Source organism: Streptomyces sp. NPDC005863, assembly GCF_042871345.1.
In the GTDB taxonomy this organism is placed as follows: domain Bacteria; phylum Actinomycetota; class Actinomycetes; order Streptomycetales; family Streptomycetaceae; genus Streptomyces.
This window is the reverse complement of record NZ_JBIAII010000001.1, coordinates 832,492-858,862: the sequence shown is the minus strand read 5'-3', so window position 1 is coordinate 858,862 and position 26,371 is coordinate 832,492. Positions and strand designations below refer to the sequence as shown.

Here is a 26,371-nt window from a genome sequence, read left to right as displayed (position 1 = left end):
GGCGCAATGAAGCGCATCAGGCGCAGTGGACGAGGCAGCGGCCGGAGCCGCCTGCGATGTTCGTTCGCGGCGGCGGCCGCGATGACCGTCGTGCTCGGTACGGCCGCGGCCGTACCCGCCCAGGCGGCCGACGGCGACGGGGCGAGGGCGACCGCCGCCACGCCCCTGCCGCCCGAGCTGGAGAAGATCCGGGCGCAGGAGGCGACGAAGCTGTACGGCGGCCCGGCCGAGCGCCCGATGGCCGAGCGCAAGACCGGCCTGATCTCGCTCGGCGACAGCGAGATCTCCGGCGAGGGCGTCGGGACGTACGAACCCGGCACGGACGGCCCCGACAACTGGTGCCACCGATCGCCGGACGCCGCGATCCACCGCACCGGCATCCCGGCCGACGTGACGTACAACGTCGCCTGCTCGGGGGCGCAGACCGTGAACATCCGGATCGGCGGCCAGAAGCAGTACGCCGACGAGCTGGTGCAGAGCGACAACCTGGCGATCAAGGCGCGCAACACGAAGATCAAGACGATCCTGCTCGTCATCGGCGCCAACGACGACCTCCAGTTCGCCCCGGTCATGACGGACTGCGTCACCCGCTTCCTGCTCAGCCAGGGCGCCTGCGCGGGCAAGTACAACGACGGCTGGCAGGCGCGCGTGGACGCCCTCGTGCCCAAGGTCGAGCAGTCCATCCGCGACCTGAAGACCGTCATGAAGGACGCCGGTTACCAGGACGGCGACTACAAGCTCGTCGCCATGGGCTACCCGAGTCCGATCGGCCCGGACTTCCGCGACAACCCCGAGTTCCCCGGCAAGCTGGTCTGCGGCGGCCTCGGCTACGACTCCGACACCGAGTGGGGCCGCAACGTCGCGGTGCCCGCCTTCGAGACCGGCATGCGCAAGGCGGCCAGGAACGCGGGCGCGGTCTACCTCGACAACTCCCGGCTCTTCCACGGCCACGAGGTCTGCACGGAGAACACCTGGGCGCGCGGCCTCTACGTCGACCTGTCCAACCCGTTCCCGCCGGACTCCAACTCGGTGCGCCAGTCCTTCCACCCCAACGCCCGCGGCCACGCCGCCTTCGCGTCCTGCCTCACGCAGATCTACAACTCCGCCAAGCGCGAGGGCAGTTGCGCGGACCCGGCGAGCACGGGCAGCCCGCGGCTGTACGAGGGCGCCTGGGACGACGCGTACGAGCCGCTGAAGAACGAGGCCACCGGCACCTGCGTCGACGTCGACGCCTCCAAGAGCCGCAACGGCACCAAGGTCCAGGGCTGGGACTGCACCGGCAACCGCAACCAGACCTGGTGGTACGACGGCGCGTCCGGCGGGCAGCAGTCGCTGCACACCGGGCTGACCCAGGACCGCTGCCTCGACGTGCCCGACGGCGCCTACAAGGAGGGCGCCGCCGTCACCCTCTGGGACTGCCACGGCGGTACGAACCAGAAGTTCGTACGTGCGTCCGGGACGGTACGGCCCGCTGCCGCGGAGGGGCTCTGTCTCACCCTTGCGGGGCCGAAGGAGCCGGTGCGGCTGCAGAAGTGTTCGGGGGCCGCGAATCAGCGGTTCGCCTGAGGGTTCGTCGAGTGTGCGGGTGCGCCCTGGCTGGTCGCGCAGTTCACCGCGCCCCTGACAGGGCGCACCCGTACCTCCGTACTACGCCAGACCCGGGCCCCGTACCGGAATGTGCGTGAACGTCGGCTCGGGGGCCGGGTTCTGGAAGAAGTCGTTGCCCTTGTCGTCGACGACGATGAAGGCCGGGAAGTCCTCGACCTCGATCTTCCAGACCGCCTCCATGCCGAGCTCCTCGTACTCGACGACCTCGACCTTCTTGATGCAGTCCTGGGCGAGCCGCGCGGCCGGGCCGCCGATCGAGCCGAGGTAGAAGCCGCCGTGCGCGTCGCACGCGTCGGTGACCTGCTGGGAGCGGTTGCCCTTGGCCAGCATCACCTTGGAGCCGCCCGCCGCCTGGAACTGCTCCACGTAGGAGTCCATGCGGCCGGCGGTGGTGGGCCCGAAGGAACCGGACGCGTAGCCCTCGGGGGTCTTCGCGGGGCCCGCGTAGTACACCGGGTGGTCCTTCAGGTACTGCGGCATCTCCTCGCCCGCGTCGAGCCGCTCCTTGATCTTGGCGTGCGAGATGTCGCGGGCCACGACGAGGGGGCCGGTGAGGGAGAGACGGGTCTTCACCGGGTGCTTGGTGAGCTCGGCGAGGATGGCGTCCATCGGCTGGTTGAGGTCGATCTTGACGACGTCAGCGGACTCGTCCAGGTGGGAGTCCTCGGTGTCCGGCAGGAAGCGCGCCGGGTCCGTCTCCAGCTGCTCCAGGAAGACGCCCTCGGCGGTGATCTTCGCGGTGGCCTGGCGGTCGGCCGAGCAGGAGACGGCGATGGCGACGGGCAGCGAGGCGCCGTGCCGGGGCAGGCGCACCACGCGCACGTCGTGGCAGAAGTACTTGCCGCCGAACTGCGCGCCGATGCCGATCTTCTGGGTCAGCTCGAAGACCTTCTCCTCCAGCTCCTTGTCCCGGAAGCCGTGGCCGGTCGGCGAGCCCTCGGCGGGCAGCTCGTCCAGGTAGTGCGCGGAGGCGTACTTGGCGGTCTTCAGGGCGAACTCGGCGGACGTGCCGCCCACGACGATCGCCAGGTGGTACGGCGGGCACGCGGCCGTGCCCAGCGAACGGATCTTCTCCTCCAGGAACTTCATCATGGAGGCCTCGTTCAGGACCGCCTTCGTCTCCTGGTAGAGGAACGACTTGTTGGCCGAGCCGCCGCCCTTGGCCATGAAGAGGAACTTGTAGGCGCCGCCGTCGGTCGCGTACAGCTCGATCTGGGCGGGGAGGTTGGAGCCGGTGTTCTTCTCCTCCCACATGTTCAGCGGGGCCATCTGCGAGTAGCGCAGGTTCAGCTTCGTGTACGCGTCGAAGATGCCCTTGGAGAGCGCCTTCTCGTCCTCACCTTCGGTGAGGACGTTCTGGCCGCGCTTGCCCATGACGATCGCGGTGCCGGTGTCCTGGCACATGGGCAGCACGCCGGCCGCCGCGATGTTGGCGTTCTTGAGCAGGTCGAGCGCCACGAACTTGTCGTTGCCGGAGGCCTCGGGGTCGTCGACGATGCGGCGCAGCTGGGCCAGGTGGGCCGGGCGCAGATAGTGCTGGATGTCGTGGATCGCCTCGGCGGCCAGCGTGCGCAGCGCCTCCGGGTCGACCTTGAGGAACGTCCGCCCGTCGGCCTCGAAGGTGGCGACACCCTCGGCGGTCACCAGCCGGTACGGGGTGGTGTCCTCTCCCAGGGGGAGCAGATCGGAGTACTCAAACTCTGGCATTACGGCCATTCCTCACTCGGCAGACAGCGGCGCGGCCTCCATTGGCGACGCGCCATCCAGCGTAGAACGACGCCGACGGCCCGATCCTGTGAGGTAAGGCTCAGTGCGGGCGGTCACGGCGCCCCGGCGACGGGACCCGGCCGCCGATCGTCGCGATACAGGGGCTGGTCGCGATCTATCGCGTCTGGGTACGCTGCTTCCGTGGACCTCGAAAAGCAGCCCCCGGCGCTCCGCGCCTCCGACACCGACCGGGACCGTACGGCGGACATCCTGCGCGAGGCGCTGGCCGAGGGCCGGCTGACCGCGGAGGAGCACGCGGAGCGGATCGACGGGGTCTACCGCGCCAAGACGATGGCCGACCTGGAGCCGCTGGTCCACGACCTGCCCGCGGCCCACGACGCGGCGCACACCGCGCGGGGCCACGCTCCCGAGCCGGCGCCCGCCCGGCCGTCGCCGGGTGTCGTCCCGCCGTTCGCCGACGAGAACCTCGTCGCGGTGCTCAGCAGCTCGGCGCGGCGTGGTCGCTGGCGGGTGGGCCGCCGCACGCATGCGTACGCGGTGTTCGGCAGCGTCGAGATCGACCTGAGCGAGGCGATCTTCGAGCAGCGGCAGGTGGTCATCAAGGCCATCTCGGTCTTCGGCTCGGTCGACATCCGCGTCCCGGAGAACGTGTCGCTGCGCGGCAGCGGCGGAGGCGTCCTCGGCAGCTTCGAGGTGGACACGCTCGACTCGCCCGACCAGGACGCCCCCGTGGTGTACGTGGACGGTTTCGCGATCCTGGGCAGCATCGAGGCGCGGCCCAAGCGGGGCAAGCTCGTCCACGATCTGCACCGGCAGCTGCGCAAGCATCTGGGTCGCTGACGACGACGCCGATGACGACGCGCACGGCCGCCATGAGGAGGCCACACGTCCGTACATCGGAACTCAGTGCATAGGCGCGCACACAGCGGGTAGAGCTTGCAGCATCGTCTCTCGCTCGCGAAGCCGTCGTCAGGAGTAGACCAGTGCTGCAACCGTCGCATCAGTCTCTGCAGGTCGCCGCAGTTCCGGGCGGTGGGGCGTCCCCTGCACGAGCGCAGTCGAGCGCTTGGGGAGGGGCGCCGGCGCGAGATCGGGACGACGACGCCCCGTGGCACACCGAGGCGGTGTGCCGTCGTGACGAGGCCGGCCTGTTCTTCGCCCCCTCCAAGGAGCCCACGGCGGCACGGCTCTCCCGCGAGGAGGCCGCCAAGCGCGTCTGCGCCCGCTGCCCCGTGATGGTCGAGTGCCGCGAGCACGCCCTCCTGCAGCCCGAGCCGTACGGCGTGTGGGGCGGCCTCACCGCCGCCGAGCGCCGGGTGGTCCTGGCCCGCCGTCGCCGGCGCGACCTGGAGCTGAAGAAGACGACGCACGCCACGGGCATAGCGGCCGCGGGGTAGGACCTGGCTGGCGGACACACGCCGAAGGGGGCGTCCCCCGCACGGGACGCCCCCTTCGGCATGCGTATGGCCCTACTTGGCGCGGTCGAAGTCGACGGCGCTGTAGGCGCGCAGCTTCGACAGCCGGTGGTCGGAGTCGATCTTGCGGATCGTGCCCGACTTGGAGCGCATCACCAGGGACGAGGTCGAGGCGTTCGCCGCCCGGTAGCGCACGCCCTGGAGCAGCTCGCCGTCGGTGATGCCGGTGGCGACGAAGAAGACGTTGTCGCCCTTGACCAGGTCGTCGGTGGAGAGCGTGCGGTCCAGGTCGTGGCCGGCGTCGATGGCGCGCCGGCGCTCCGCGTCGTCCTTCGGCCACAGCTTGCCCTGGATGGTGCCGCCCAGGCACTTGATCGCGCAGGCCGAGATGATGCCCTCGGGGGTGCCGCCGATGCCCATGAGCAGGTCGACGCCGGTGCCCTCACGCACGGCCATGACCGAGCCTGCGACGTCGCCGTCGGAGATGAACTTGATCCGGGCGCCGGTCTCGCGGATCTCCTTGACGATGCCCTCGTGGCGGGGGCGGTCCAGGATCATGACCGTGACGTCCTCGGGCGAGGAGTTCTTGGCCTTGGCGACGCGGCGGATGTTGACGGAGGCGGGTGCGTTGATGTCGACGTAGTCGGCGGCTTCGGGGCCCGTGACGAGCTTGTCCATGTAGAAGACGGCGGAGGGGTCGAACATGGCGCCGCGGTCGGCGGCGGCCAGGACGGCGATGGCGTTGGGCTGGCCCTTGGCGGTGAGGGTGGTGCCGTCGATGGGGTCGACGGCGATGTCGACCTCGGCGCCGGTGCCGTCGCCGATGCGCTCTCCGTTGAAGAGCATCGGGGCCTCGTCCTTCTCGCCCTCGCCGATGACGACGACGCCGTTCATCGAGACGGTGGAGACGAGGGTGCGCATGGCGCGCACGGCGGCGCCGTCCGCGCCGTTCTTGTCGCCGCGGCCGACCCAGCGGCCCGCGGCCATCGCGGCGGCCTCGGTGACCCGGACGAGCTCCAGGGCGAGGTTGCGGTCGGGGGCCTCGGGGGAGACCTCGAGCTCGGACGGGAGATGATGCTCGGTCATCGGAGCGCACCTTTCTGCTGATGCGTTAAAAAACGGCGCGCCCGTAGGGCGTCCTGGGAAGGGCGGCGGTCGGAGACGGGAGGGCGAACCGGATGAGGGTCGCTGATGACTCTATCCGCAGGCCGACAAAATGAGCAGAGGACCCCACGCATGAGCGGACCGGACGGCTCCGCGGGCCGCGACCCGGACACCGGGGGCGGGAGCGCGTCCGGAGCCTGAGACCATGGGGTCGTGGCAGGAAGACAAGGCACCCAGACCGTCAAGAACATGCTGTGGTCGTTGGTGGTGATCGCCCTCGCAGCGGGCGTGATCTACATCTTCGTCCCGCATGACGAGTCCAAGAACCCCGCCAAGCGGGTCGACTACCGCGTGGAGCTCCTGACGGCCCAGCGGGCCGCGAAGTACCCGGTGGCGGCCCCCGAGGGCCTGTCGGAGAAGTGGACGCCGACGTCGGTGCGGTTCAAGGGCGAGGAGAACGACTCCTGGCACCTGGGCTTCCTCGACCCGCACGACGAGTACGTGGCCATCGAGCAGTCCACCGCCAAGCCGGCGGCGTACATCAAGCGGGTCACGCACGACGCCAAGAAGACCGATGCCGTCGAGGACATCAAGGGCCGCACCTGGCACCGGTACGAGGGCGCGAAGTACGACGCCCTGGTGATGAGCGAGAAGGGTGCGACGACGGTGGTCACCGGCACGGCCTCCCCGAAGCAGCTGGCGAAGATGGCCGAGTCGCTGAAGATGTCCTGAACGCGCCGGCCGCGGAGGCCGCGGACGCCGCAGACGCATGGAGCAGACGCACGAAGGGCCCCCGGCGGTGTGCCGGGGGCCCTTCGCGTGCCGTGTCAGACCGTGGTGATGACGTCGTCGTAGGCCAGGCGCGGGGAGCGCGGGAACCAGGCGTCCTCGCCCGGCTTGCCGATGTTGACGACCATCAGCGGGGTGTGGTCGTCGTCCAGGAACTCCTTCTGGACGCCCGCGAAGTCGAAGCCCGTCATCGGGCCCGCGGCCAGACCGGCGGCGCGGACGCCGACGATGAAGTAGGCGGCCTGCAGCGTGGCGTTCACCAGCGCGGCCTGCTCGCGGACCGGGCGCTCCGAGAAGAAGGCGTCCTTGGCCTGCGGGAAGTGCGGGAACAGGGCCGGGAGCTCCTCGTGGAACTCGTTGTCCGCGGAGAGGATCGCGACGAGCGGCGCGGCCGACGTCTTGGGGCGGTTGCCCTCGGCCATGTGCTGGACCAGGCGCTCGCGGGCCTCGGGGGAGCGGACCAGCGTGACGCGCAGCGGCGACTGGTTGAAGGCGGTCGGGCCGTACTTGACCAGGTCGTAGATCGCCTGGACCTGCTCCTCGGTGACCGGCTCGTCGGTGAAGGTGTTCGCGGTGCGGGCCTCGCGGAAGAGCAGGTCCTGGGCGGCGGGGTCAAGTACGAGAGACATGGATCAACCTTCTTGAACGTACGGGGGTGTCGACCGAACCCGTCACCGGGCTCGCGACTACGACAGTACGTCTCTACTGTTCAACTTTCAATCAAAACTGGACCTGCGTGATCCGGTTCACAGCCCGCGGAGGGGAGCGGTTCCGCGGCGGCGCGCCCCGGTCTCGCCCCCGGGGCCTCAGACGTCCGGGTCGTCGCCGGCCGTGTCCGGGCCGGCGAGGGCCGCGTCGAGCCGGGCCCGCGCGCCGTCCAGCCAGCGGCGGCAGATCTTCGCGAGCTCCTCGCCGCGCTCCCAGAGCGCGAGCGACTCCTCCAGGGTCGTCCCGCCGGTCTCCAGGCGGCGTACGACCTCGATGAGCTCGTCGCGCGCCTGCTCGTAGCCGAGCGCGTCCGTGGAGACCGCGGCCTCATCCGTCTTGCTGGTCATGCGCCCACCCTAATTCTCGCCGTTGTCAGAGTTTTGTACGGTTCCTGGTCGTGCGGCACCCGGCTGTGCGGTTCCCGGTCGCACGGCCTCCGCCGTCGGCTGGGCCGCCCCCACCGCTCGTACGGTGAAGTCGCCCTCGGCGACGCGGGCCCGCAGCTCCTCGTCGGCGGCCACCTCCGCCGGCGCCCGCACCACCGTGCCGTCCGGCTTCTGCAGCACCGCGTACCCCCGCTGGAGGGTCGCGGCGGGGGAGAGGGCCACCACGCGCGCGTGGGTGTGCGTCAGCTCCGATCCCGCCCGGTCGAGCAGGTGCCCGAGGGTGCGGCGGCTGCGGTCGACGAGCGCGGCGACCTGCTCCTCGCGCTCCTCGACCATGCGGTGCGGGTGTTCCATGGCGGGGCGGCCCAGGGCGTGCGCCAGGCCGCGGGTCTCCCGCTCCAGGAAGGCGTCGATGCTGCGGCGGGCGCGGTCGCGGAGCCACTGCACGCGCTCGTACTCCTCGCCGACGTCCGGCACGACCTTCTTGGCGGCGTCGGTGGGGGTGGAGGCGCGCAGGTCCGCCACGTGGTCGAGCAGGGGGTTGTCCGGCTCGTGCCCGATCGCGGAGACGACGGGCGTACGGCAGGAGGCGACGGCCCGCACGAGCTGCTCGTCCGAGAAGGGCAGCAGGTCCTCCACGCTGCCGCCGCCGCGCGCCACGATGATCACGTCGACCTCGCCGTGCGCGTCGAGGTCCTTCACGGCCTGGACGACCTGCGGCACGGCGTGCACGCCCTGGACGGGGACGTTGCGCACCTCGAAGCGGACGGCCGGCCAGCGGTGCCGGGCGTTCTCCAGGACGTCGCGCTCGGCGGCGGAGGCGCGGCCGGTGACGAGTCCGATGAGCTGCGGCAGGAACGGCAGGGTCTTCTTGCGCTCGGGCGAGAAGAGCCCCTCCGCGGCGAGGCTCTTCTTCAGCTGCTCGATCCGCGCGAGCAGCTCGCCGACGCCGACCGGCTTTATCTCGGCGGCCCGCAACGACAGCTGGCCGCGCCGTTCGTACCACTCGGGCTTGGCCCGTACGACGACACGGGCGCCCTCGGAGACGACGTCCGCCACGGCGTCGAAGACCTGGCGATAACAGGTGACGCTCACGGAGATGTCGTGCGAGGGGTCGCGCAGCGTCATGAAGACGACGCCGGCGCCGGGCCTGCGGGACAGCTGCGTGATCTGCCCCTCGACCCAGATCGCGCCGAGCCGATCGATCCATCCACCGATGAGCCGCGACACCTCCCCCACGGGGAGGGGGGCGTCCGCGGAGGTGTTGAGAGCCATGCGGAGAGGGTAGTCGTGAACGGTGACATCGCCCCGGTGCGGTGGCGGGTCCGTGTGCAGTTCCTTGCAGGGGGCTTGGGCGTTGATCGTTGTCTTCCGCGCCCCGGTGGGGGCTGGTCGCGCAGTTCCCCGCGCCCCTGGGGGTAGGGGGCGGATGTGCGTTGTCTTCCGCGCCCCGACGGTGGCTGGTCGCGCAGTTCCCCGCGCCCCTGAGGCAACCGGGTGCGCACGCCACCCGCCACGCGCCCATTCAGGGGTGCGGGGAACTACGCAAACACCCCACCGGGTCGCGGACAACGACGAACGCCCGGCCTACTCAGGGGTGCGGGGAACTGCGCAAACACCCCACCGGGTCGCGGACAACGACGAACGCCCGGCCTACTCAGGGGCGCGGGGAACTGCGCAATCAACCCACGGGGCCGCGGACAACGACGAACGCCCGGCCTACTCAGGGGCGCGGGGAACTGCGCAAATCACCCCACGGCGCCGCGGACAACAGCGAACGCCCGGCCCATTCAGGGGCGCGGGGAACTGCGCAAACACCCCACCGGCCCGCGGACAACAACGAACGCCCGGCCTACTCAGGGGCGCGGGGAACTGCGCAAATCAACCCGCCGGGCCGCGGACGACAGTGAACGCCCAAGCCCCCTGCAAGGGACCCGCACAAGACAGCACCCCCAACCCCTCACCGCCGCCCCTCACTCCCACCCCCCACCCCCTGAACACCCAAAACCACCAACCCCGCCCCCAACCAGACCGCCCCCACCACCTGCGCCGTGCCCGAGGCCTCCCAGATGACCGCCACCACGATCGCCGCGCCGAGCGCGGGGATCAGGACGTGGCGCCACCAGCTGAACCCGTCCTCCCGGTGCCGCACGGCGAACCACCCCACCACGCTCGCGTGCAACAGCAGGAAGGCCGTGAGCGCACCGATGTCGACCACCGACACGAGGTGGTCCATCCCGTCGTCCCGCCGAGCCGCCCACACCGCCGCCACCATCGTCACGACCGCCGCACACAGCAGCGCGACCCGCGGCGTACCGGAGTCCGTCCGTGACAGAGCCTTCGGCAGCCGCCGATCACGTGCCATCGCGAAGAGCAATCGTCCCGCCGCCGCCTGCCCCGCCAGCGCAGCGAACGCCGCACCGATCGCCTTGCTCGCCGCCACCAGGTCGTGCAGCCACGTCCCCGCCGCCGAGTCCACCGCGTCGTAGAACGCCGTCCCCTGCTTGCCCGGATCCGCCGCGAGCTCCGCCGACGACATCGGCTCCAGGAGCGCCACCAGATACGTCTGGGCGACGAACAGCACGCCCGCGAGCGCCAGACAGAACAGCACCGCCCGCGCGACCTTCGCCGACCCGCCCGTCACCTCCTCCGCGAACGCGGCGATCGCGTCGAAGCCCAGATAGGACAGGACGGCGATCGACACCGCGCCCACCACCGCCGACAGCGCGAACGCGCCCTGCGAGCCGTCCCCCGTCAACGGCGACAGCCAGTCGCGCTGTGCCCCGTCCCGTACGAGTACGACCACCGCCGCCACGACGAAGACCAACAGGACCACGACCTCCATGGCGAGCACCGCGAAGCCGACCCGCGCCGCCGCCCGCACGCCCCACAGGTTCAGCGCGGTCGTGATGAGCACCGCGAGGGCCGTCCACACCCATCGCGACACCGAGGGCACCAGGGAGTTCATGGCGATCCCGGAGAAGAGGTACGCCACCGCGGGGATGAGGAGGTAGTCCAGCATCGCCATCCACCCGGCGATGAAACCGGGCCCCTTGCCGAGCCCCGCGCGCGCGTAGGCGAAGACGGACCCCGCCTGGGGAACGACGCGGACCATCTGGGCGTAGCTGAATGCGGTGAACGCCATCGCGACCGTGGCGACCAGATAGACCAGGGCGACGGCGCCGTGCGACTTCGCGTCGAGCGTCCCGAAGACGCCGACCGGCGCCATGGGGGCGATGAAGAGCAGCCCGTAGACGACGAGGTCGCGGAAGCCGAGACTGCGCCGCAGCCCCTCACCCCCGGCGCCCCCGGCGGGTTCGGCACCCGGGGTGTGGGCTCCCGTACTTGCGGACTGACCGGACATCGTGCCTCCGTCTGCCTCCGTAGATCAACGCAGCCTCCAGTCTCCCCAACCGCGCGATCTTTGACGCGCTGGACGGGGCCCGACGCGCGCCGGACGCGGCCGTACGATGGTGGGCATGACTGCTACGCCTGGCTCCCGCCGTGTCCTGCTCGCCGCTCCCCGTGGCTACTGCGCGGGCGTGGACCGTGCCGTGATCGCCGTCGAGAAGGCCCTGGAGCAGTACGGGGCCCCGATCTACGTACGCCACGAGATCGTCCACAACAAATACGTGGTGCAGACCCTGGAGAAGAAGGGCGCGATCTTCGTCGACCAGACGGCGGAGGTCCCCGAGGGGTCCATCGTGATGTTCTCGGCGCACGGCGTCGCCCCGACCGTCCACGCGGAGGCCGCCGAGCGCGGGCTCGCGACCATCGACGCGACGTGCCCGCTGGTCACGAAGGTGCACAAGGAAGCGGTCAGGTTCGCCAAGGAGGACTACGACATCCTCCTGATCGGCCACGAGGGCCACGAGGAGGTCATCGGCACGTCCGGCGAGGCGCCCGACCACATCACGCTGGTGGACGGCCCCGAGGACGTGGCGAACGTCGAGGTGCGCGACCCGGACAAGGTCGTCTGGCTCTCCCAGACCACGCTCTCCGTGGACGAGACGATGGAGACGGTCGACGCCCTGAAGGGCAAGTACCCGAACCTCCTCTCGCCGCCCAGCGACGACATCTGCTACGCCACGCAGAACCGCCAGACCGCGGTGAAGAAGCTGGCCGAGGACGCCGAGCTGGTCATCGTCGTCGGCTCCAAGAACTCCTCGAACTCCATCCGCATGGTCGAGGTCGCCCTGGACGCGGGCGCCGCCGCCTCGTACCTGGTGGACGGCGCCGACGAGATCGACGAGGCCTGGCTGGAGGGCGTCACCACGGTCGGCCTGACCTCGGGCGCCTCCGTGCCGGACGTCCTGGTGGACGGCGTCATCGAGTGGCTGGCCGAGCGGGGGTACGGCGACGTGGAGACGGTGAAGACGGCCGAGGAGTCCATCACCTTCTCGCTGCCCAAGGAGCTGCGCAGGGACCTGCGTGCCGAGGCGGCGGAGCTCTCGCAGCGCTGAGCGCGCGCGGGTCGTACGGTGGGGTCCATGCAGATCTTCGGTGTGGACATCGGCGGATCAGGGATCAAGGGCGCTCCCGTGGACCTGGACCGTGGAGACCTGACGCAAGAGCGGCACAAGGTGCTGACCCCGCATCCGGCGACGCCGGACGCGGTGGTCGACGGTGTGTGCGAGGTGGTGAAGCACTTCGACTGGAAGGGCGCCGTCGGCGCGACCTTCCCCGGAGTGATCACCGACGGCACCGCGCGGACCGCGGCCAACGTGGACAAGAGCTGGATCGGCACGGACATCCGCAGACTGGTCTCCGAGCGCCTCGGCGGAGTCCCGGTGACGGTCCTGAACGACGCGGACGCGGCGGGCGTCGCCGAGATGCACTTCGGCGCGGGCCGCGACCGCAAGGGCACGGTCATCCTGCTCACCCTCGGCACGGGCATCGGCAGCGCGCTCTTCACGGGCGGCCGCCTGGTCCCCAACTCGGAACTCGGCCACCTCGAACTGCGCGGCCACGACGCGGAGAAGAAGGCATCCTCCAAGGCCCGTGAGGACGAGGGCCTGAGCTGGGAGCACTGGGCGCGCCGCGTACAGAAGTACCTGGCGCACGTGGAGATGCTGTTCTCGCCGGAGCTGTTCATCATCGGCGGCGGCGTGAGCCGCAAGGCGCACAAGTTCCTGCCGCTGATCGAGGGCATCGAGGCGGAGATCGTACCGGCGCAGCTGCAGAACAACGCGGGGATCGTGGGGGCGGCGATGGCGGCGGCGGAGGCGTAGAGATACGTAGCTGTACGTAGAGGTACGCGGAAGGCGGAGGGGGCGGCCCGAGCTGGTGGGCCGCCCCCTCTCACGTCACGAGCCGGACACCACGAGACGGCCCACCGCACGGGGCGTCACGAGACGGGCAGGCGCTTCCCGGGGGCGGGGCGTTGCGGGGGGCGGGCCTCGCGCCGCCGGGTCATGAGCTTGATCCGTCGGACGGTCACGATGAGGCCGGCGAGGAGCGTCCCGCCGTAGAGCCAGCCGGCGTAGAAGGCGAGCGTCGTGACGAGCCCCATGAACTGGCCGCCGAGGCCGCCCGTGCCCCCGGCGATGGGCAGCACCCCGGCCGCGAAGGCGATCGGTACGCCGACGGGCGCGCTGACCAGGTCGGCCGGGCGCACCCAGAGCGCGGTGAGCGCGGCCACGGGCACGAAGAGCACGCCGTACGCGACGACGGAACCGTCCGCGATCAGGCGCAGCAGACAGGCGAACAGGAACATCACCGCGGCGCAGAAGAGTCCGCTGCCGAGCCCGGTGAGGCGGGGGTTCGGGATGCGCCGCAGCGTGCGGTAGAGCGGGCGCACCCTGCGGTAGAGCGGGGAGCGGCGCACGGCCCGTACCAACGGCGGTGCGGGGCGGCGCGGACGCGGCGCGGCACGGTAGGCCGCACCCGCGGCGGCGGGCCGGCCCTGTGGGGGCAGCCGGGCGGGCCGGCGCGGCCGCGCCGGTGAGGGGGCCCTGGGGGCGGACTGAGGGGGACGCGTCCTGGGTTGCTCCACTGGACCAACCTAGGACGGAGACCGCGCCGAAGCGGTCGCGGGACACGCCTTTGATACGACCTTGGCCATCCGTTCGAGGGCACTCGCCCCGGTCCCTTCCGCCCCGTCGCCGGGTCCCTCACCCGAGCCCGACGGGGCAGGCGGGGGCGTCGACGGCACGCCGTAGACTGGGGGATCGCCCCACGGTCGCTCCGGCCCTCCGGGCCGTCCACCCACTGCCCTCACGTACGGGAAGTCGCAACGTGTCGCTCACGATCGGAATCGTCGGTCTGCCCAATGTCGGCAAGTCGACCCTGTTCAACGCCCTGACCAAGAACGACGTGCTGGCGGCCAACTACCCGTTCGCCACGATCGAGCCGAACGTCGGCGTGGTGGGCGTCCCGGACCCCCGCCTCACGAAACTGGCGGAAATCTTCAGCTCCCAGAAGGTCCTGCCGGCGACGGTCGACTTCGTCGACATCGCGGGCATCGTGCGCGGCGCGAGCGAGGGCGAGGGCCTGGGCAACAAGTTCCTCGCGAACATCCGCGAGTCGGACGCGATCTGCCAGGTCATCCGCGCCTTCAAGGACGAGAACGTCGTGCACGTCGACGGCAAGGTCTCGCCCAAGGACGACATCGAGACGATCAACACCGAGCTGATCCTCGCGGACCTCCAGACCATCGAGAAGGTCCTGCCGCGCCTCCAGAAGGAGTCGCGCATCAAGAAGGACATCGCGCCGAAGGTGAAGGCGGTGGAGGCGGCCAAGGAGATCCTGGAGAAGGGCGACACGCTCTTCTCTGCGGGCATCGTCCAGGGCTCGGGCAACGAGGAGCCCCTGCACGACCTGCACCTCCTGACGACCAAGCCCTTCCTCTACGTCTTCAACGTGGACGAGGACGAGCTGACGGACGACGACTTCAAGGCGGACCAGCGCGCGCTGGTCGCCCCCGCGGAGGCGATCTTCCTCAACGCGAAGCTGGAGTCGGACCTCGCGGAGCTGGACGAGGACGAGGCCCTCGAACTCCTCCAGTCGGTGGGCCAGGAGGAGCCGGGCCTGGCCACCCTGGCCCACGTGGGCTTCCGCACGCTGGGCCTGCAGACCTACCTGACGGCGGGCCCGAAGGAATCCCGAGCCTGGACGATCAAGCAGGGAGCGACCGCCCCCGAGGCGGCGGGCGTCATCCACACGGACTTCCAGAAGGGCTTCATCAAGGCGGAGGTCATCTCCTTCGAGGACCTGGTGGAAACGGGCTCGGTGGCGGACGCCAGGGCGGCGGGCAAGGCGCGCATGGAGGGCAAGGAGTATGTGATGCAGGACGGGGATGTGGTGGAGTTTCGCTTCAATTTGTAGCGGCTGACATAACACCACGTCGCTGATCTGGCAAACGTGCAGCTCAGATGGGGTCCGACTCTTCGGAGTCGGGCCCTTTGTTTTTTCCCGTGCTGGGATAGCTGATCCCTCGTCACCTGTCGTCATCCCTGGTCATCCGTACGGTGCTGGGATTGTGCTGGGACGTGGATGCCCTGCCGGTGCTGGGCCCCACTCCGGAGAGTGGCTGAACCGTGGGACGGTGGCTGCTGGCTCTGGCAAAGTGATCGGCACTGCTAGACGATTCTCGTGAGGAACTTGTGAGCGCGCTCGGTAGCTTCATCTGGTCTATCGCTGACCAACTTCGGGGCCCCTATCGCCCCAACCAGTACGGGACCGTGATCCTTCCGTTCACGATCCTGAGGCGGCTCGACTGCATCCTCGAGCCTGATCGCGCGATGGTGCGAGAGCTGGCTGCGCGGTACGAGAACCCGAACCGGCTCAAGGTCGAGGTCAAGAAGGCCACGGGGCGGACGTTTTACAACACCTCCAACTACGAGTTCGCGAACCTGCTGGCCGATGCGGACGGGCTGGCGGACAACCTCGCTGACTACATCGACCGGTTCTCCGCCGACGTGGACGTGTTCGAGTACTTCGACTTCAAGAAGGAGATCCTGGCTCTGGAGAAGGCCGGGCTCCTGCGCGAGATCGTCAAGTCCTTCGGTGCCGTCGACCTGCATCCCGACGTGGTGTCCAACGCAGACATGGGGGATGCGTTCGAGTACATCATCCGCAAGTTCAACGAGGCCGCGAACGAGACTTCCGGAGACCACTACACGCCGCGTGATGCCATCCGGCTGCTGGTCGATTTGCTCTTCGCGGAGAAGGACGTCGACCTTACAGAGGGCGGCATCATCCGGTCGCTGTACGACCCCACCGCCGGCACCGGCGGAATGCTCTCCCTTGCAGAGGAGCATCTTCTCGCCCAGAACCCCGAGGCCAAGCTGAGCCTGTACGGCCAGGAGTACAACCCCCAGTCGTACGCCATCTGTAAGTCAGACCTACTCGCCAAGGGCCACGACGCGACCAACATCGCCTTCGGTAACACGCTTACTGACGACGCTTTCAAGGGCCGCCAGTTCGACTTCTGCATGTCCAACCCTCCCTACGGGGTGGACTGGAAGCAGTACGCCAAGGCTGTCAAGGAGGAACGAGACTCTGCTGGCCCCTACGGTCGTTTCGCGCCGGGCCTCCCGGCGATCTCGGACGGGCAGATGCTCTTCCTGCTCCATCTGGCCCACAAGATGCGTGCACCCGAGGATGGCGGCGGTCGCGTCGGCATCGTCATGAACGGCTCTCCGCTCTTCAACGGCGGCGCCGAATCCGGTCCTTCCAACATCCGCCGGTGGCTGCTGGAGAACGACCTCGTCGAGGCGATCGTTGGGTTGCCGACCAACATGTTCTTCAACACCGGCATCGCCACCTACATCTGGATCCTAGACAACACCAAGCATCCTGACCGCCACGGCAAGGTCCAACTCATTGACGGTGCATCGTTCTGGACCAAGATGCGTAAGAGCCTCGGATCAAAGAACCGTGAGATCAGCGACGATGACCGCGCCAAGATCGTGCAGTTGTACGCCGACTCCTGGGAGGCCGATCCTGACCTTTCCAAGATGCTGCGCAACGACGAGTTCGGCTACTGGACCGTTACCGTCGAACGCCCGCAGCTGGATGATGACGGTAGGCCCGTCGTCGACCGTAAGGGCAACCCGAAGCCTGATGCGAAGAAGCGCGACACCGAAAACGTTCCCTTCTCCTATGGCGACTCGACGGCTGGTGCAGCGGGGGAGCGTGAGGTCATCCAGGCGTACTTCGACGCCGAAGTGAAGCCACATGTACCCGATGCCTGGATCGACTGGGGCAAGATCAAGATCGGATACGAGATCCCCTTCACCCGCCATTTCTTCAAGCACGCTTCACCCCGCTCGCTTGCCGAGATCGACGCTGATCTGGAGAAGCAGATCAGCAAGATTATGGAATTGCTGCGTGAGGTTGAGAAATGAGTCGGGCGAACTGGCGAAACATTGCACTCAAGCGAATCGTCAGCTCTGTTCAGAGTGGGACCAGCGTGAACGGTGCACCCTGGCCAGCCCAGGGTGGTGAGCTAGGTGTGCTTAAAACAAGCGCAGTTTACGGCGGAGTCTTCAGGCCGGCAGAGAACAAGCAGGTTGAAAGCTACGACGTGGATCGGGTCTCGTGTCCAGTGCGGGCTGGCTCGCTAATTGTGAGCAGGATGAACACAAAGCAGCACTTGGGCGTTGCTGCCGCGGTGCTACAGAACTGCCCGGACCTCTATCTGCCAGACAGATTGTGGGCGGTGACCTTTCGTGGGGCTGATCCGCGGTTCATCGATTGGTGGACGAAGACGCCAGCCTACCGAACCCAGGTGGAGGCTGTATGCGTCGGAACGAGTTCATCAATGCAGAACATCAGCCAGGGTGACTTCCTGGAGCTTCGGATCGATCTTCCGGATCCAGAAACACAGGGCGCCATCGCTGACTACCTCGACCGTGAGACGTATTACATCGACATGCTCATCGAGGAGCAGAAGCGACTGATCGAGATGCTCCGTGAGCGCCGCGTGGCGACGGTTGCTGAGGCGCTGGACGGTTACGAGCAGACCCAGGTGCGCCGACTGGTCGATCATGATCGGCCAATGACCTATGGCATTCTGCAGTGCGGTGAGCCGGTCGACGGTGGGGTCGTCTACATCGGACCGTCGGACATCCAAGGCGAAGGCGTATCCCCGGATAGGGATACTTTGCGAACTACTGCACCTGAGATCGCAAGCGCGTATAAGCGGTCGGTCCTCAAAGAGGGTGACGTCGTCGTTTCGATTGGCCCTGCGTACGGGAAGGTGGCAGTCGTGTCACAGGACTTGGCTGGTGCGAATCTGACGCAAGATACGGTTCGAGTTGCGCTGCGGCCGGACTTGGTCGCCACGAGGTTTATGGTGTGGGTGCTGCTGTCACGGCAGACGGCTGAGTATTGGGACTACCAGATCACGGGTGCGACGTTCCGCCGACTGAACCTCGGCACCTTGGCTCGGACTCCTATCCCTTTCCCGGAGATCCATGAGCAGCGGCGGATCGCTGCGTATTTGGATGAGCAAACCACAAAGGTTGACACGCTCATCGCCGAGGCCGAGCGGTTCATCGAGCTGTCCGAAGAGCGTCGGTCGGCGTTGATCACGGCTGCGGTGACGGGGGAGATCGACGTGCGAGAGGCGGCGTGATGGCCGACCATAACGAGGCGGTCTTCGAGAAGGAGATCTGCGAGTACCTCAAGGCCCGCGGCTGGCTGTACTCGGCGAACGACCACGACGGCGGCGAGTACGACCGTGAGCGGGCGTTGTTCCCGTCGGATCTGTTCGAGTGGCTGAAGGACACGCAGAAGCGGGCGTACGAGAAGGCGCTGAAGGCAGCGGGGTCACAGGCGAAGTTCCTCGACGTGCTGACCGCGGCGCTGGACAAGCCGCTGGAGCACGGTGGCGGGACGCTGAATATTCTGCGCAACGGCGTGCAGTACATCGGCGGCGGCCGGTTGAAGACGGCGCAGTTCCGCCCCGAGACCTCGCTCAATGCGACCACCGTGTCGCAATACGAGGCGATGCGGGTGCGGGTGGTGCGGCAGGTGAACTTCTCGACCGCCGACCAGCGCACCATCGACCTGGTGTTCTTCGTCAACGGGATCCCGGTGGCCACGGTGGAGCTGAAGACCGACTTCACCCAGTCGCTGGACGAGGCGATCAACCAGTACAAGCAACACCGCAACCCGCTCACGAACGGGCGCCCGGAGCCGCTGCTTTCGTTCGGTCACCGTGCGCTGGTGCACTTCGCGGTCTCCAACGACCTAGCGGCCATGACCACGAAGCTGGAAGGGGACAAGACCCACTTCCTTCCGTTCAACATCGGCTTCGATAGCGGTGCTGGCAACCCTCCCGGAGCGGACGACGGGTCGGCGACGGCCTACCTATGGAAACGCGTCTGGGAGAAGCACGCTTGGCTGAACGTCATCGGGCGCCTGATGATCGTGCAGACCAGGGAGGAGTGGGACGTCACCACCGGCACCTCAGTGCGGCGTACGAGCATGCTCTTCCCGCGCTTCCACCAGTGGGAGGCCGTCACGAGCATCGTCGACGCGGTGAAGGAGGAGGGCGTCGGGCAGCGGTACTTGATCGAGCACTCGGCCGGGTCGGGAAAGACGAACACCATTGCATGGACCGCCCACGGGCTGGCCCGACTGCATGATGCCGACGATAAGAAGGTCTTCGACTCCGTCATCGTGGTCGTGGACCGTACTGTGCTCGACTCCCAACTGCAGGATGCGATCCGGCAGATCGACGGCAACAAGAAGATTGTCGCGACGATCAGCCCCGAGGACGTCCGCAAGGCCGGCGCGAAGTCGAAGTCGGGTCTACTGGCGCAGGCGTTGAAAAACGGCGAGCTCATCATCGCGGTGACGGTGCAGACCTTCCCGCATGCGCTGGAAGAGATCCGGACCGACGCCGGCCTCAAGGGCAAGCGGTTCGCCGTGATCGCCGATGAGGCGCACTCCTCCCAGTCAGGGCAGATCTCCTCGAAGCTGAAGCAGGTACTGACGGCCGAGGAGCTCAAGGAGATCGAGGAGGGCGGAGATGTCGATGTGGAGTCGGTACTGGCCTCGGAGATGACCGAGCGGGCCGAATCGGAGAACATCTCCTACTTCGCCTTCACTGCGACGCCGAAGAACAAGACCCTCGAACTGTTCGGCCGCAAGGGCCCCGATGGCAAGCCGCGTGAGTTCCACCGGTACTCGATGAAGCAGGCGATCGAGGAGGGATACATCCTCGACGTCCTCAAGGGCTACCAGTCCTACGACACCGCGTTGCAGATCGCCGGCAAGGCCGAGGCCGGTGACGGCGGCGAGGTCGAGGAGGCCGCCGCCCGCAAGGGGCTGATGAGGTGGGTTCAGCTCCACCCGACGAACGTCAGCCAGAAGGTGCAGATCGTCGTCGAGCACTTCCACGCCAACGTCGCCTACCTCCTCGAAGGCAAGGCGAAGGCCATGGTGGTGACCGACTCCCGCAAGTCCGCGGTGAAGTACAAGCTGGCGATAGACGCTTACATCGACAAGCGTCGAGCGGAGGACGCCTCGTACAACTACCGCACCCTGGTCGCCTTTTCGGGCGGGGTGACGATGAACGAAGACGAGACCTGGCACAGCGACTGGGGCCCGCAGCCGTCGAAGGACGACGAGTTCTCCGAAGCCAACATGAACCCGGGCGCCGGAGCTGATCTGGCGGCCGCGTTCAAGGGCGACACATACAAGATCATGCTGGTCGCCAACAAATTCCAGACCGGCTTCGACCAGCCCTTACTGACGGCGATGTACGTCGACAAGAAACTCTCGGGCGTCACCGCCGTACAGACACTCTCGCGCCTCAACCGCACCCACCGCACCGCTGGTGGGGAACAGAAGCGCAAGACGTTCGTCATCGACTTCGCCAACAAGCCCGAGGACATCAAGACGGCCTTCGAGCCGTACTTCAAGAACGCGACCCTGGAGACCGAAACCGACCCGTACGTCGTCGTCCACCTGGCCAACAAGCTCGCCCAGGCCGGGATCTACACCGAGGACAACGTCCGCAAGGTCGCCGAACTGTGGGTGACACGGAAGGGCAACAACGCTCTCTCGGCGGCGATCAGCCCAGCGCAGCACGACTTCCGGCGCCGCTACGCAAGGGCGATCGAGGAGGAAGACAAGGTCAAGCTCCAGGAACTCGACCTGTTCCGCAAGGACGTCTCCACCTACGTGCGGCTCTACGACTTCATGTCCCAGATCGTCGACTACGGCGATCCGTACATGGAGATGCTCTCGATCTTCCTGCGCCTGCTGGAGAAGGTGATCGCCGAGTCCGCTTGGGCAGCCGACGTGGACCTCTCCGACGTGGTGCTGGTTGGTGTCAAGCACAACAAGGCGATCGCGGTCGACATCTCACTGGTCGGAGACGGGCAGCTCAAGGGCATCAGCGCCGCTGGCACAGGTGAGAAGAAGGACCCGAAGTACGTCGCCCTCCAGGTCGTCATAGACAAGATGAATGACCTCTTCGGCGCCGAAACGTTCGCCGTCTCCCAGATCAGGGAGTTCGTACAGGGCCTCGTGCAGCGGCTGCTCGCCGACCCGAACCTGGTCCAGCAGACCAAGGTGAACACCAAGAAGCAGTTCCTGGAGTCGCAGGACTTCCAAGCCGCCGTCACGGAGGCGGTCGCAGAAAACCAGGACGCCCACAACACGATGGCCGACTACTTCTTCACCGACGGGCCGGCCATCAACGCGATCATCGTCGCCCTCGCGGATGCCTTCTACGAAGCAGCGGTTGATCAGCAGGTGGATACCTGAGTGGACGCCGAGGTCAGACGTCCTTGATCTGTACGCGGTCGCCGCACTGTTTCGACCAGTCGTCGCGGTCCGAGGTCAGCACGAGGACGGGTGGCGGGGAACGGAGCGCCATTGCGGCGACGAGGGCGTCGATGGCGTACTTGTGACCGTGCAGGCCGCCGGCGTCGCTGAGCAGCTGTACCGCGGTGAGGCTGTCGGCGTGGGTGACGTCCTGGACCTGAAGGCGAGAGAGCACCCAATGGAGCCGAGCGGTGTCCGTCTTCCCGTAGACGGCCTCCACCACCGTCAGGGCCGACACGAGGACGGGCACGCCCACGCGCCGAGCGGCCTCGATCCGGGTGATCATCTGGCGGTCGTTACGCAACAACAGCGACAGCGCCTGGGAGTCGAGCACCAGGGACCTGGCCGCGGGCTCCTTCATGCGGCGCTGTCGTTCGACGCGTAGGGCGCCGGTGCATCACCGAACAGTTCGCTCTGTGCGGCCTGGACTTCGGCGTCGCTCAGCGGCTCGTGCTCGGCTTCGTAGGCGGCCACGATCTCGGCGAGGCCGTCCATTGCGAGCTGATGCCGAACCGCTGCCGTCACATACGCGGACACGCCGCGCTTGCCAGTACGTGTGCGCAGAGCACCGAGGAGTTCCGAGGGCATCGAGACGGAGATATTCTCCGTGCCGCCGGGGCGGGGTGACTTCATGGCTACAAGTCTAGTACAGAAACTATTACAGTGCCTGAAGTGCCGGTCGGCCTGTATCCAGGGTGGGCGGTGATGCGTAGTCTCGGCGCTTCCGGATCTTTTTGTGCGTTGCAGTGAATCCCGTGCTGGGATGGTGCTGGGATGCGCTCACATAACCGCAGGTCAGGGCGGTTGTGGTGGAGTTCCGATGCAACGTGCAGTCGCTGACCTGTCACCACGCCGCTGGTCTCGCGAAGGTTCAGGTCCGACGAGGTCCGACTCCTCGGGGGCGGTGGGGCCCTTGGCTTCGCGAGGCGTCACGATCTTCCGGCTGCCGTCCGTGATCCACAGACTGTTGAACGTGTGCTGATCAGTCTGACAAGTGAGGCAGCGTCAGAGTCAGCCGCTACGCACCTCCTCGGCCATTGCCCAGGTGAGTGCCTGGGTGCCCGGGCTAGGCTTGACCAGCGCGGACATCAGGGTTGAACGAGTGTCACCGGGGAGCGGGATGAGCGGGGCGGGGCAGAAGCCTGTTAAGACGACGCCGTTGGAGTTGCATCAGATGCGGGCGGCGCTGACCCAGGCCTACAGAGGGCTGATCGACGAAAGCGATCTGCAGCGAAACTCCGAGGCCGAGCGTGAAAAGGCCTTTCTGTCCCGGGCCGTGGCAGCCACAGCGATCCGGCGGGTCACAGGTTGGGAGCACAAGGCCTGCGCTGAAGCCGTGATCGACGGCAGTGACGACAATGGGATCGACGCTGTTGCCGTAGTGGACGGTGCTCAGGTGTGGCTAGTCCAAGCCAAATGGAGCGACAAGGGAACGGCTGGATTCCACACGGATGCTGCTCGCGGCTTCGTGGATGGACTGCGGTTGTTGGAGCAGCGGCAGTTCGACGCCTTCAACGCCAAGCTCCAGCCATTCGCCCCTCTTCTCGCTTCGGCCATGGGGGACACCAACCTCAAGATCAACCTGATCATCGCGGTCGTCGGGAACGACCCGCTCAGCTCGCACACCGTGCACATTCTCGACCGCGCCGTCGACGATCATCACGGCCACGGGCCGATGCTGAGCTATCAGCTCATGGGGACCGGGGAACTGCTGCGGCAGCTGCGTGAGGACCGCACTCCGGATCTCGTGAACGTCAAGGTGAAGATGCCGAAGTGGATCCACCGTGACATCCCCTTCCCCGCGTACCAGGGCAGTGTGGCGGCCAGGGAGATCGCCCGGTGGTACGAGGAGCATGGTGCCCGTCTCTTCTCGCAGAACATCCGCCAGGCGCTTGGGCTTACCCGTATCAACTCCGGCATCGAGAAGACTCTGACGGACGAGCCGGAGAACTTCTGGTACTTCAACAATGGCATCACGATCCTGTGCGACAAGATTGAGCCGTACTACCCGGACAGGCGCCACCCTGCCTATCCGGTAGAACTTCAGCTCACCCATGTCAGCGTGGTCAACGGAGCTCAGACCGTCACCTCCATCCACAAGGCGATGCAGGTGACGCCGGACACTGTCGAGGACGCCGATGTGATGGTTCGCGTGATTTCCCTGGGCGACGAGCGTGTCGACTACGCCTTGAGGATCACCGAGACCACGAACACCCAGAACGACGTCTCTCGGAGAGACTTCATCGCTCTGGACGAATCTCAGGCCCTGATTCGGGAGGACTTCGACCTCACTCTGGACAAGACGTACGTGTACAAACGCGGCGAAGCCGATCCGGCACCGGATTCCGGCTGCTCGGTGGTACATGCAGCCATAGCCCTCGCTTGCGCCCGGCGTACGCCTGAGCTTGCCGTGCGGGCCAAGAGGGACACCGATCTGCTCTGGGAACGGGGAAATGGAGGAGCGTATTCGCGGCTCTTCGGTGAGGTTCCGAGTGCCTTCCGGGTCTGGCGATGCGTCCAGATCCAGCGAGAGGTCGGCAAGGCGCTCGATGCCCTACGCAAGCGCCTCCAGGGACGCGCCCAGGACATGGCTCAGCGCGGAGACCTGCTGATCACCCATCTGGTCTTCCAACTGCTCGACCTGGCAGACATTGATGAGCCGGGCTACCCGCTGGATTCGGTGCTGGAATCCGTCCCGAAGCTGACTGAATCCGTGTTGTCGTGGCTGATCTACCGAGTGGACGAGACCTACGGCACCACCTCGTTCCTTGGGAGCACCTTCACCAACGAGACGCGCTGCCGGGAGCTGTCCCGGGTTGTACCGGAAGACGTGCGGGGTGGGACCGCGGTGCCGCAACTGCCGGACAATTACCAGCCGCCCGCTCAACAGAAACGCCGTCGTCGCCGCCCCAACGTCGTTCCGACTCTGGTCACCGCCGGGATCATCGCGGATGGGACGCCGCTGACTTACGTTCCGTACAACGCTCCGGAAACAAGAGCAACGCGTAAGTGGCTCGAGGCGGACGAACGCCGAGCGCAGGTCCGCTGGCAGAACGATCGGATCAAGCCGCTCATCTGGTCCTACGACGGTGTGGCGTACTCGGCCAGCGGACTCGTGACTCGTATCTGGGAACTCGCAGGCTGGGAGGAGGCTCCCGTCGCGGTGCAGGGACCTGCGCGTTGGGTACTCGATGGCAAGCGCAATCTATGGCAGGTAGCCAAGGAATGGCTGGATGCCCAGGAGGAAGAGGGCTGACGCGGTCCACGTCCCGTTCGGTTGTGAGGGGTGTAGGAGCCCTCGGCGGCCCTTGTTATTGGGGGCAGGGCCGGGCCCGCTTCGTGCTCGCTGAGCATGTGTTGCGCGTCCAGCGAGTCGAGGGGGCCGACGCGACCCGTGTCGGCGAGAACAACGTGCCGAAACTGCCGGTGGTGCGCGCATCTAAAACGCCCGGGGGTCGGCACCGCCCATAAGGGCCCCGCCGGGGACGGGCGGCGGGAGTCGCCGCTCGTTCTGTGAGGGGAGAGCGCGTGCTTACGGGTGCGGAGTCAGCCCGTCGCCAGCCCCGTCTTCGCCCCCGCCCCGCACAGCGGCACCACCGTCGTGCGTTCGCCCAGCGTGCCGTCGCGGACCGCCGCCCAGCAGGCCACGCCCGTCGACTCCACGTACAAGCCCCTTGCCGCGAGGTCGAGTTGGGCCGCTGTGATCTGGTCCTCGGTCACCGTGAGGAAGTCGCCGCCCGATTCCCGTACCGCTTGCAGGATCTGGCGGGCGCGGGGTGGGCGCGGGATCGCGATGCCCTCCGCGAACGTGGGTGCCATCGGGGTCTCGGCGAGCAGGTCGTCCGCGCCGGCCCGCCACGCCGCGGCGAGCGGGGCCACGGCTGCGGACTGCACCGCGTACAGCTGGGGCGACCGTTCGATGAGCCCCGCTGCCCGCAGTTCGCGTACCGCGAGCGCCGCGCCGAGCAGCAGCGTGCCGTTGCCGACCGGCACCACCAGTGCGTCCGGCAGTCGGCCGCCGAGGTCCTCCCAGAGTTCGTGGACGTACGTCTTGGTGCCGTGGAGGAAGTAGGGGTTGTGGACGTGGGAGGCGTAGAACGTGCCGGGGTCGTCGGCGGCGGCGCGGGCCGCGCGGGCGGTCGCCTCGCGGTCGCCGTCGACGACTTCGAGCCGCGCCCCGTGCGCGCCGATCTGCTCCAGCTTCTTGGGTGAGGTGCGGGCGGGGACGTAGACGGTGCAGGGGAGTTGGGCCCGTGCGCAGTACGCGGCGACGGCGGTGCCCGCGTTGCCGCTGCTGTCGGCGATGACCCGGTCCGGGCCCAGCCGTCGGGCGAGGGCGGCGAGGACGACCGCGCCGCGGTCCTTGAAGGAGAGCGTCGGCATCAGGAAGTCCAGCTTGGCCGAGACCGTACCGGCCAGCTCCACGAGGGGCGTGCGGCCCTCGCCGAGGGAGATCGCGGGCGCGGGCAGCGGAAGGCACTCGGCGTACCGCCAGAGGGAGTTGACGCGTCCGCTCAGCGCGTCGAATGGCGCCGGCGTGGGGGAGAAGTCCAGGTCGAGTGGGCCTCGGCAGGTGGGACACGACCAGTCGAGCGAGTCCGACGCGACGCGCGTCCCGTCGGTCGGGCAGAGGTAGTCCGGCAGGCCGTCCGGCAGGCCGTCCGGCGTCGTCACAGAAGTCATGGGCGCAGGTTAGAGGGTCTCGGGGGGCGGCCCTTGGCCTACCCGTCACCACTTTCCCGTGGGTCGCCCCGGCGGATGCGTGGCCTGTCCTGACGGGTCATCATGACGCCGTTATGGCAGTCGTGTTACGGCCGGTCCTGACCCTTGTCACTTCCCCATGAG

General features: G+C 67.8%; 21 protein-coding genes. 11 read left to right on the top strand and 10 right to left on the bottom strand.

Going from position 1 to position 26,371, the window contains the following annotated elements; translation table 11 throughout:
- The first annotated feature begins 6 nt into the window (after positions 1–6).
- Positions 7–1,566, top strand: a complete 1,560-nt coding sequence (locus ACFYO9_RS03620; RefSeq protein ID WP_358777539.1) for a ricin-type beta-trefoil lectin domain protein — start codon at positions 7–9, stop codon at positions 1,564–1,566.
- Positions 1,567–1,647: 81 nt separating this feature from the next.
- Here the strand turns inward: ACFYO9_RS03620 and ACFYO9_RS03615 are convergent, their stop codons facing one another.
- Entirely contained in the window at positions 1,648–3,315 is a 1,668-nt protein-coding gene (locus tag ACFYO9_RS03615) for a fumarate hydratase (protein WP_358777538.1), read from the bottom strand.
- Between the two features lie 201 nt (positions 3,316–3,516).
- On the opposite strand from ACFYO9_RS03615, the gene ACFYO9_RS03610 reads away from it, so the two are divergent.
- Positions 3,517–4,176 (top strand): DUF1707 domain-containing protein, encoded by a 660-nt coding sequence (locus tag ACFYO9_RS03610; RefSeq protein ID WP_355803294.1) that lies wholly within the window; start codon positions 3,517–3,519, stop codon positions 4,174–4,176.
- A gap of 143 nt (positions 4,177–4,319) precedes the next feature.
- Positions 4,320–4,733 carry a WhiB family transcriptional regulator gene (locus ACFYO9_RS03605; protein WP_355803292.1) on the top strand — a complete coding sequence of 138 codons (414 nt, stop codon included), beginning with the start codon at positions 4,320–4,322 and terminating at the stop codon, positions 4,731–4,733.
- Positions 4,734–4,805: 72 nt separating this feature from the next.
- Here the strand turns inward: ACFYO9_RS03605 and glpX are convergent, their stop codons facing one another.
- A complete protein-coding gene (glpX, locus tag ACFYO9_RS03600; RefSeq protein WP_359331362.1) occupies positions 4,806–5,837 on the bottom strand; it encodes a class II fructose-bisphosphatase in 1,032 nt (343 codons plus the stop codon).
- 231 nt (positions 5,838–6,068) lie between these two features.
- On the opposite strand from glpX, the gene ACFYO9_RS03595 reads away from it, so the two are divergent.
- Positions 6,069–6,587 (top strand): DUF4245 domain-containing protein, encoded by a 519-nt coding sequence (locus tag ACFYO9_RS03595; RefSeq protein ID WP_355803288.1) that lies wholly within the window; start codon positions 6,069–6,071, stop codon positions 6,585–6,587.
- 95 nt (positions 6,588–6,682) lie between these two features.
- Here the strand turns inward: ACFYO9_RS03595 and ACFYO9_RS03590 are convergent, their stop codons facing one another.
- From ACFYO9_RS03590 to ACFYO9_RS03575, 4 genes are all read right to left on the bottom strand, one after another.
- On the bottom strand, positions 6,683–7,273 hold the full coding sequence (locus ACFYO9_RS03590; protein ID WP_355803286.1) for a malonic semialdehyde reductase: 591 nt from the start codon (positions 7,271–7,273) through the stop codon (positions 6,683–6,685).
- A gap of 177 nt (positions 7,274–7,450) precedes the next feature.
- Positions 7,451–7,699, bottom strand: a complete 249-nt coding sequence (locus tag ACFYO9_RS03585; protein WP_358710245.1) for an exodeoxyribonuclease VII small subunit — start codon at positions 7,697–7,699, stop codon at positions 7,451–7,453.
- 9 nt (positions 7,700–7,708) lie between these two features.
- On the bottom strand, positions 7,709–9,013 hold the full coding sequence (gene xseA, locus ACFYO9_RS03580) for an exodeoxyribonuclease VII large subunit (RefSeq protein WP_358777719.1): 1,305 nt from the start codon (positions 9,011–9,013) through the stop codon (positions 7,709–7,711).
- A 685-nt stretch (positions 9,014–9,698) separates the two neighbouring features.
- Positions 9,699–11,102 (bottom strand): APC family permease, encoded by a 1,404-nt coding sequence (locus tag ACFYO9_RS03575; protein WP_358777718.1) that lies wholly within the window; start codon positions 11,100–11,102, stop codon positions 9,699–9,701.
- A 115-nt stretch (positions 11,103–11,217) separates the two neighbouring features.
- On the opposite strand from ACFYO9_RS03575, the gene ACFYO9_RS03570 reads away from it, so the two are divergent.
- Positions 11,218–12,201, top strand: a complete 984-nt coding sequence (locus ACFYO9_RS03570) for a 4-hydroxy-3-methylbut-2-enyl diphosphate reductase (RefSeq protein WP_388665936.1) — start codon at positions 11,218–11,220, stop codon at positions 12,199–12,201.
- Between the two features lie 27 nt (positions 12,202–12,228).
- Positions 12,229–12,969, top strand: a complete 741-nt coding sequence (gene ppgK / locus ACFYO9_RS03565; RefSeq protein WP_358777716.1) for a polyphosphate--glucose phosphotransferase — start codon at positions 12,229–12,231, stop codon at positions 12,967–12,969.
- A 116-nt stretch (positions 12,970–13,085) separates the two neighbouring features.
- Here the strand turns inward: ppgK and ACFYO9_RS03560 are convergent, their stop codons facing one another.
- A complete protein-coding gene (locus tag ACFYO9_RS03560) occupies positions 13,086–13,565 on the bottom strand; it encodes a DUF6542 domain-containing protein (RefSeq protein WP_388665934.1) in 480 nt (159 codons plus the stop codon).
- A 410-nt stretch (positions 13,566–13,975) separates the two neighbouring features.
- On the opposite strand from ACFYO9_RS03560, the gene ychF reads away from it, so the two are divergent.
- From ychF to ACFYO9_RS03540, 4 genes are all read left to right on the top strand, one after another.
- Positions 13,976–15,064: a redox-regulated ATPase YchF gene (gene ychF, locus ACFYO9_RS03555; RefSeq protein WP_358777715.1), complete on the top strand. Its 1,089-nt coding sequence runs from the start codon at positions 13,976–13,978 to the stop codon at positions 15,062–15,064.
- A 278-nt stretch (positions 15,065–15,342) separates the two neighbouring features.
- On the top strand, positions 15,343–17,088 hold the full coding sequence (locus ACFYO9_RS03550) for a class I SAM-dependent DNA methyltransferase (RefSeq protein WP_358777714.1): 1,746 nt from the start codon (positions 15,343–15,345) through the stop codon (positions 17,086–17,088).
- Positions 17,089–17,318: 230 nt separating this feature from the next.
- The gene (locus tag ACFYO9_RS03545; protein ID WP_358777713.1) at positions 17,319–18,320 is read left to right on the top strand and encodes a restriction endonuclease subunit S; all 1,002 of its coding nucleotides are present in this window, start codon (positions 17,319–17,321) and stop codon (positions 18,318–18,320) included.
- On the top strand, positions 18,320–21,466 hold the full coding sequence (locus tag ACFYO9_RS03540) for a type I restriction endonuclease (RefSeq protein WP_358777712.1): 3,147 nt from the start codon (positions 18,320–18,322) through the stop codon (positions 21,464–21,466). The genes ACFYO9_RS03545 and ACFYO9_RS03540 overlap by 1 nt, the downstream gene beginning before the upstream one ends.
- A 13-nt stretch (positions 21,467–21,479) precedes the next feature.
- Here the strand turns inward: ACFYO9_RS03540 and ACFYO9_RS03535 are convergent, their stop codons facing one another.
- Both ACFYO9_RS03535 and ACFYO9_RS03530 read right to left on the bottom strand, forming a co-directional pair.
- Positions 21,480–21,887 carry a PIN domain-containing protein gene (locus tag ACFYO9_RS03535; RefSeq protein WP_358777711.1) on the bottom strand — a complete coding sequence of 136 codons (408 nt, stop codon included), beginning with the start codon at positions 21,885–21,887 and terminating at the stop codon, positions 21,480–21,482.
- The gene (locus ACFYO9_RS03530) at positions 21,884–22,159 is read right to left on the bottom strand and encodes a hypothetical protein (protein ID WP_073802374.1); all 276 of its coding nucleotides are present in this window, start codon (positions 22,157–22,159) and stop codon (positions 21,884–21,886) included. The genes ACFYO9_RS03535 and ACFYO9_RS03530 overlap by 4 nt, the downstream gene beginning before the upstream one ends.
- Positions 22,160–22,685: 526 nt before the next feature.
- Between ACFYO9_RS03530 and ACFYO9_RS03525 the strand changes: the two genes are divergently transcribed.
- Positions 22,686–24,782, top strand: a complete 2,097-nt coding sequence (locus tag ACFYO9_RS03525; RefSeq protein ID WP_355803268.1) for an AIPR family protein — start codon at positions 22,686–22,688, stop codon at positions 24,780–24,782.
- Between the two features lie 290 nt (positions 24,783–25,072).
- Here ACFYO9_RS03525 and ACFYO9_RS03520 read toward each other — a convergent pair whose 3' ends face one another.
- Complete coding sequence (locus tag ACFYO9_RS03520) at positions 25,073–26,209, bottom strand: threonine synthase (RefSeq protein ID WP_358777710.1); 1,137 nt, start codon at positions 26,207–26,209, stop codon at positions 25,073–25,075.
- Positions 26,210–26,371 lie beyond the last annotated feature (162 nt).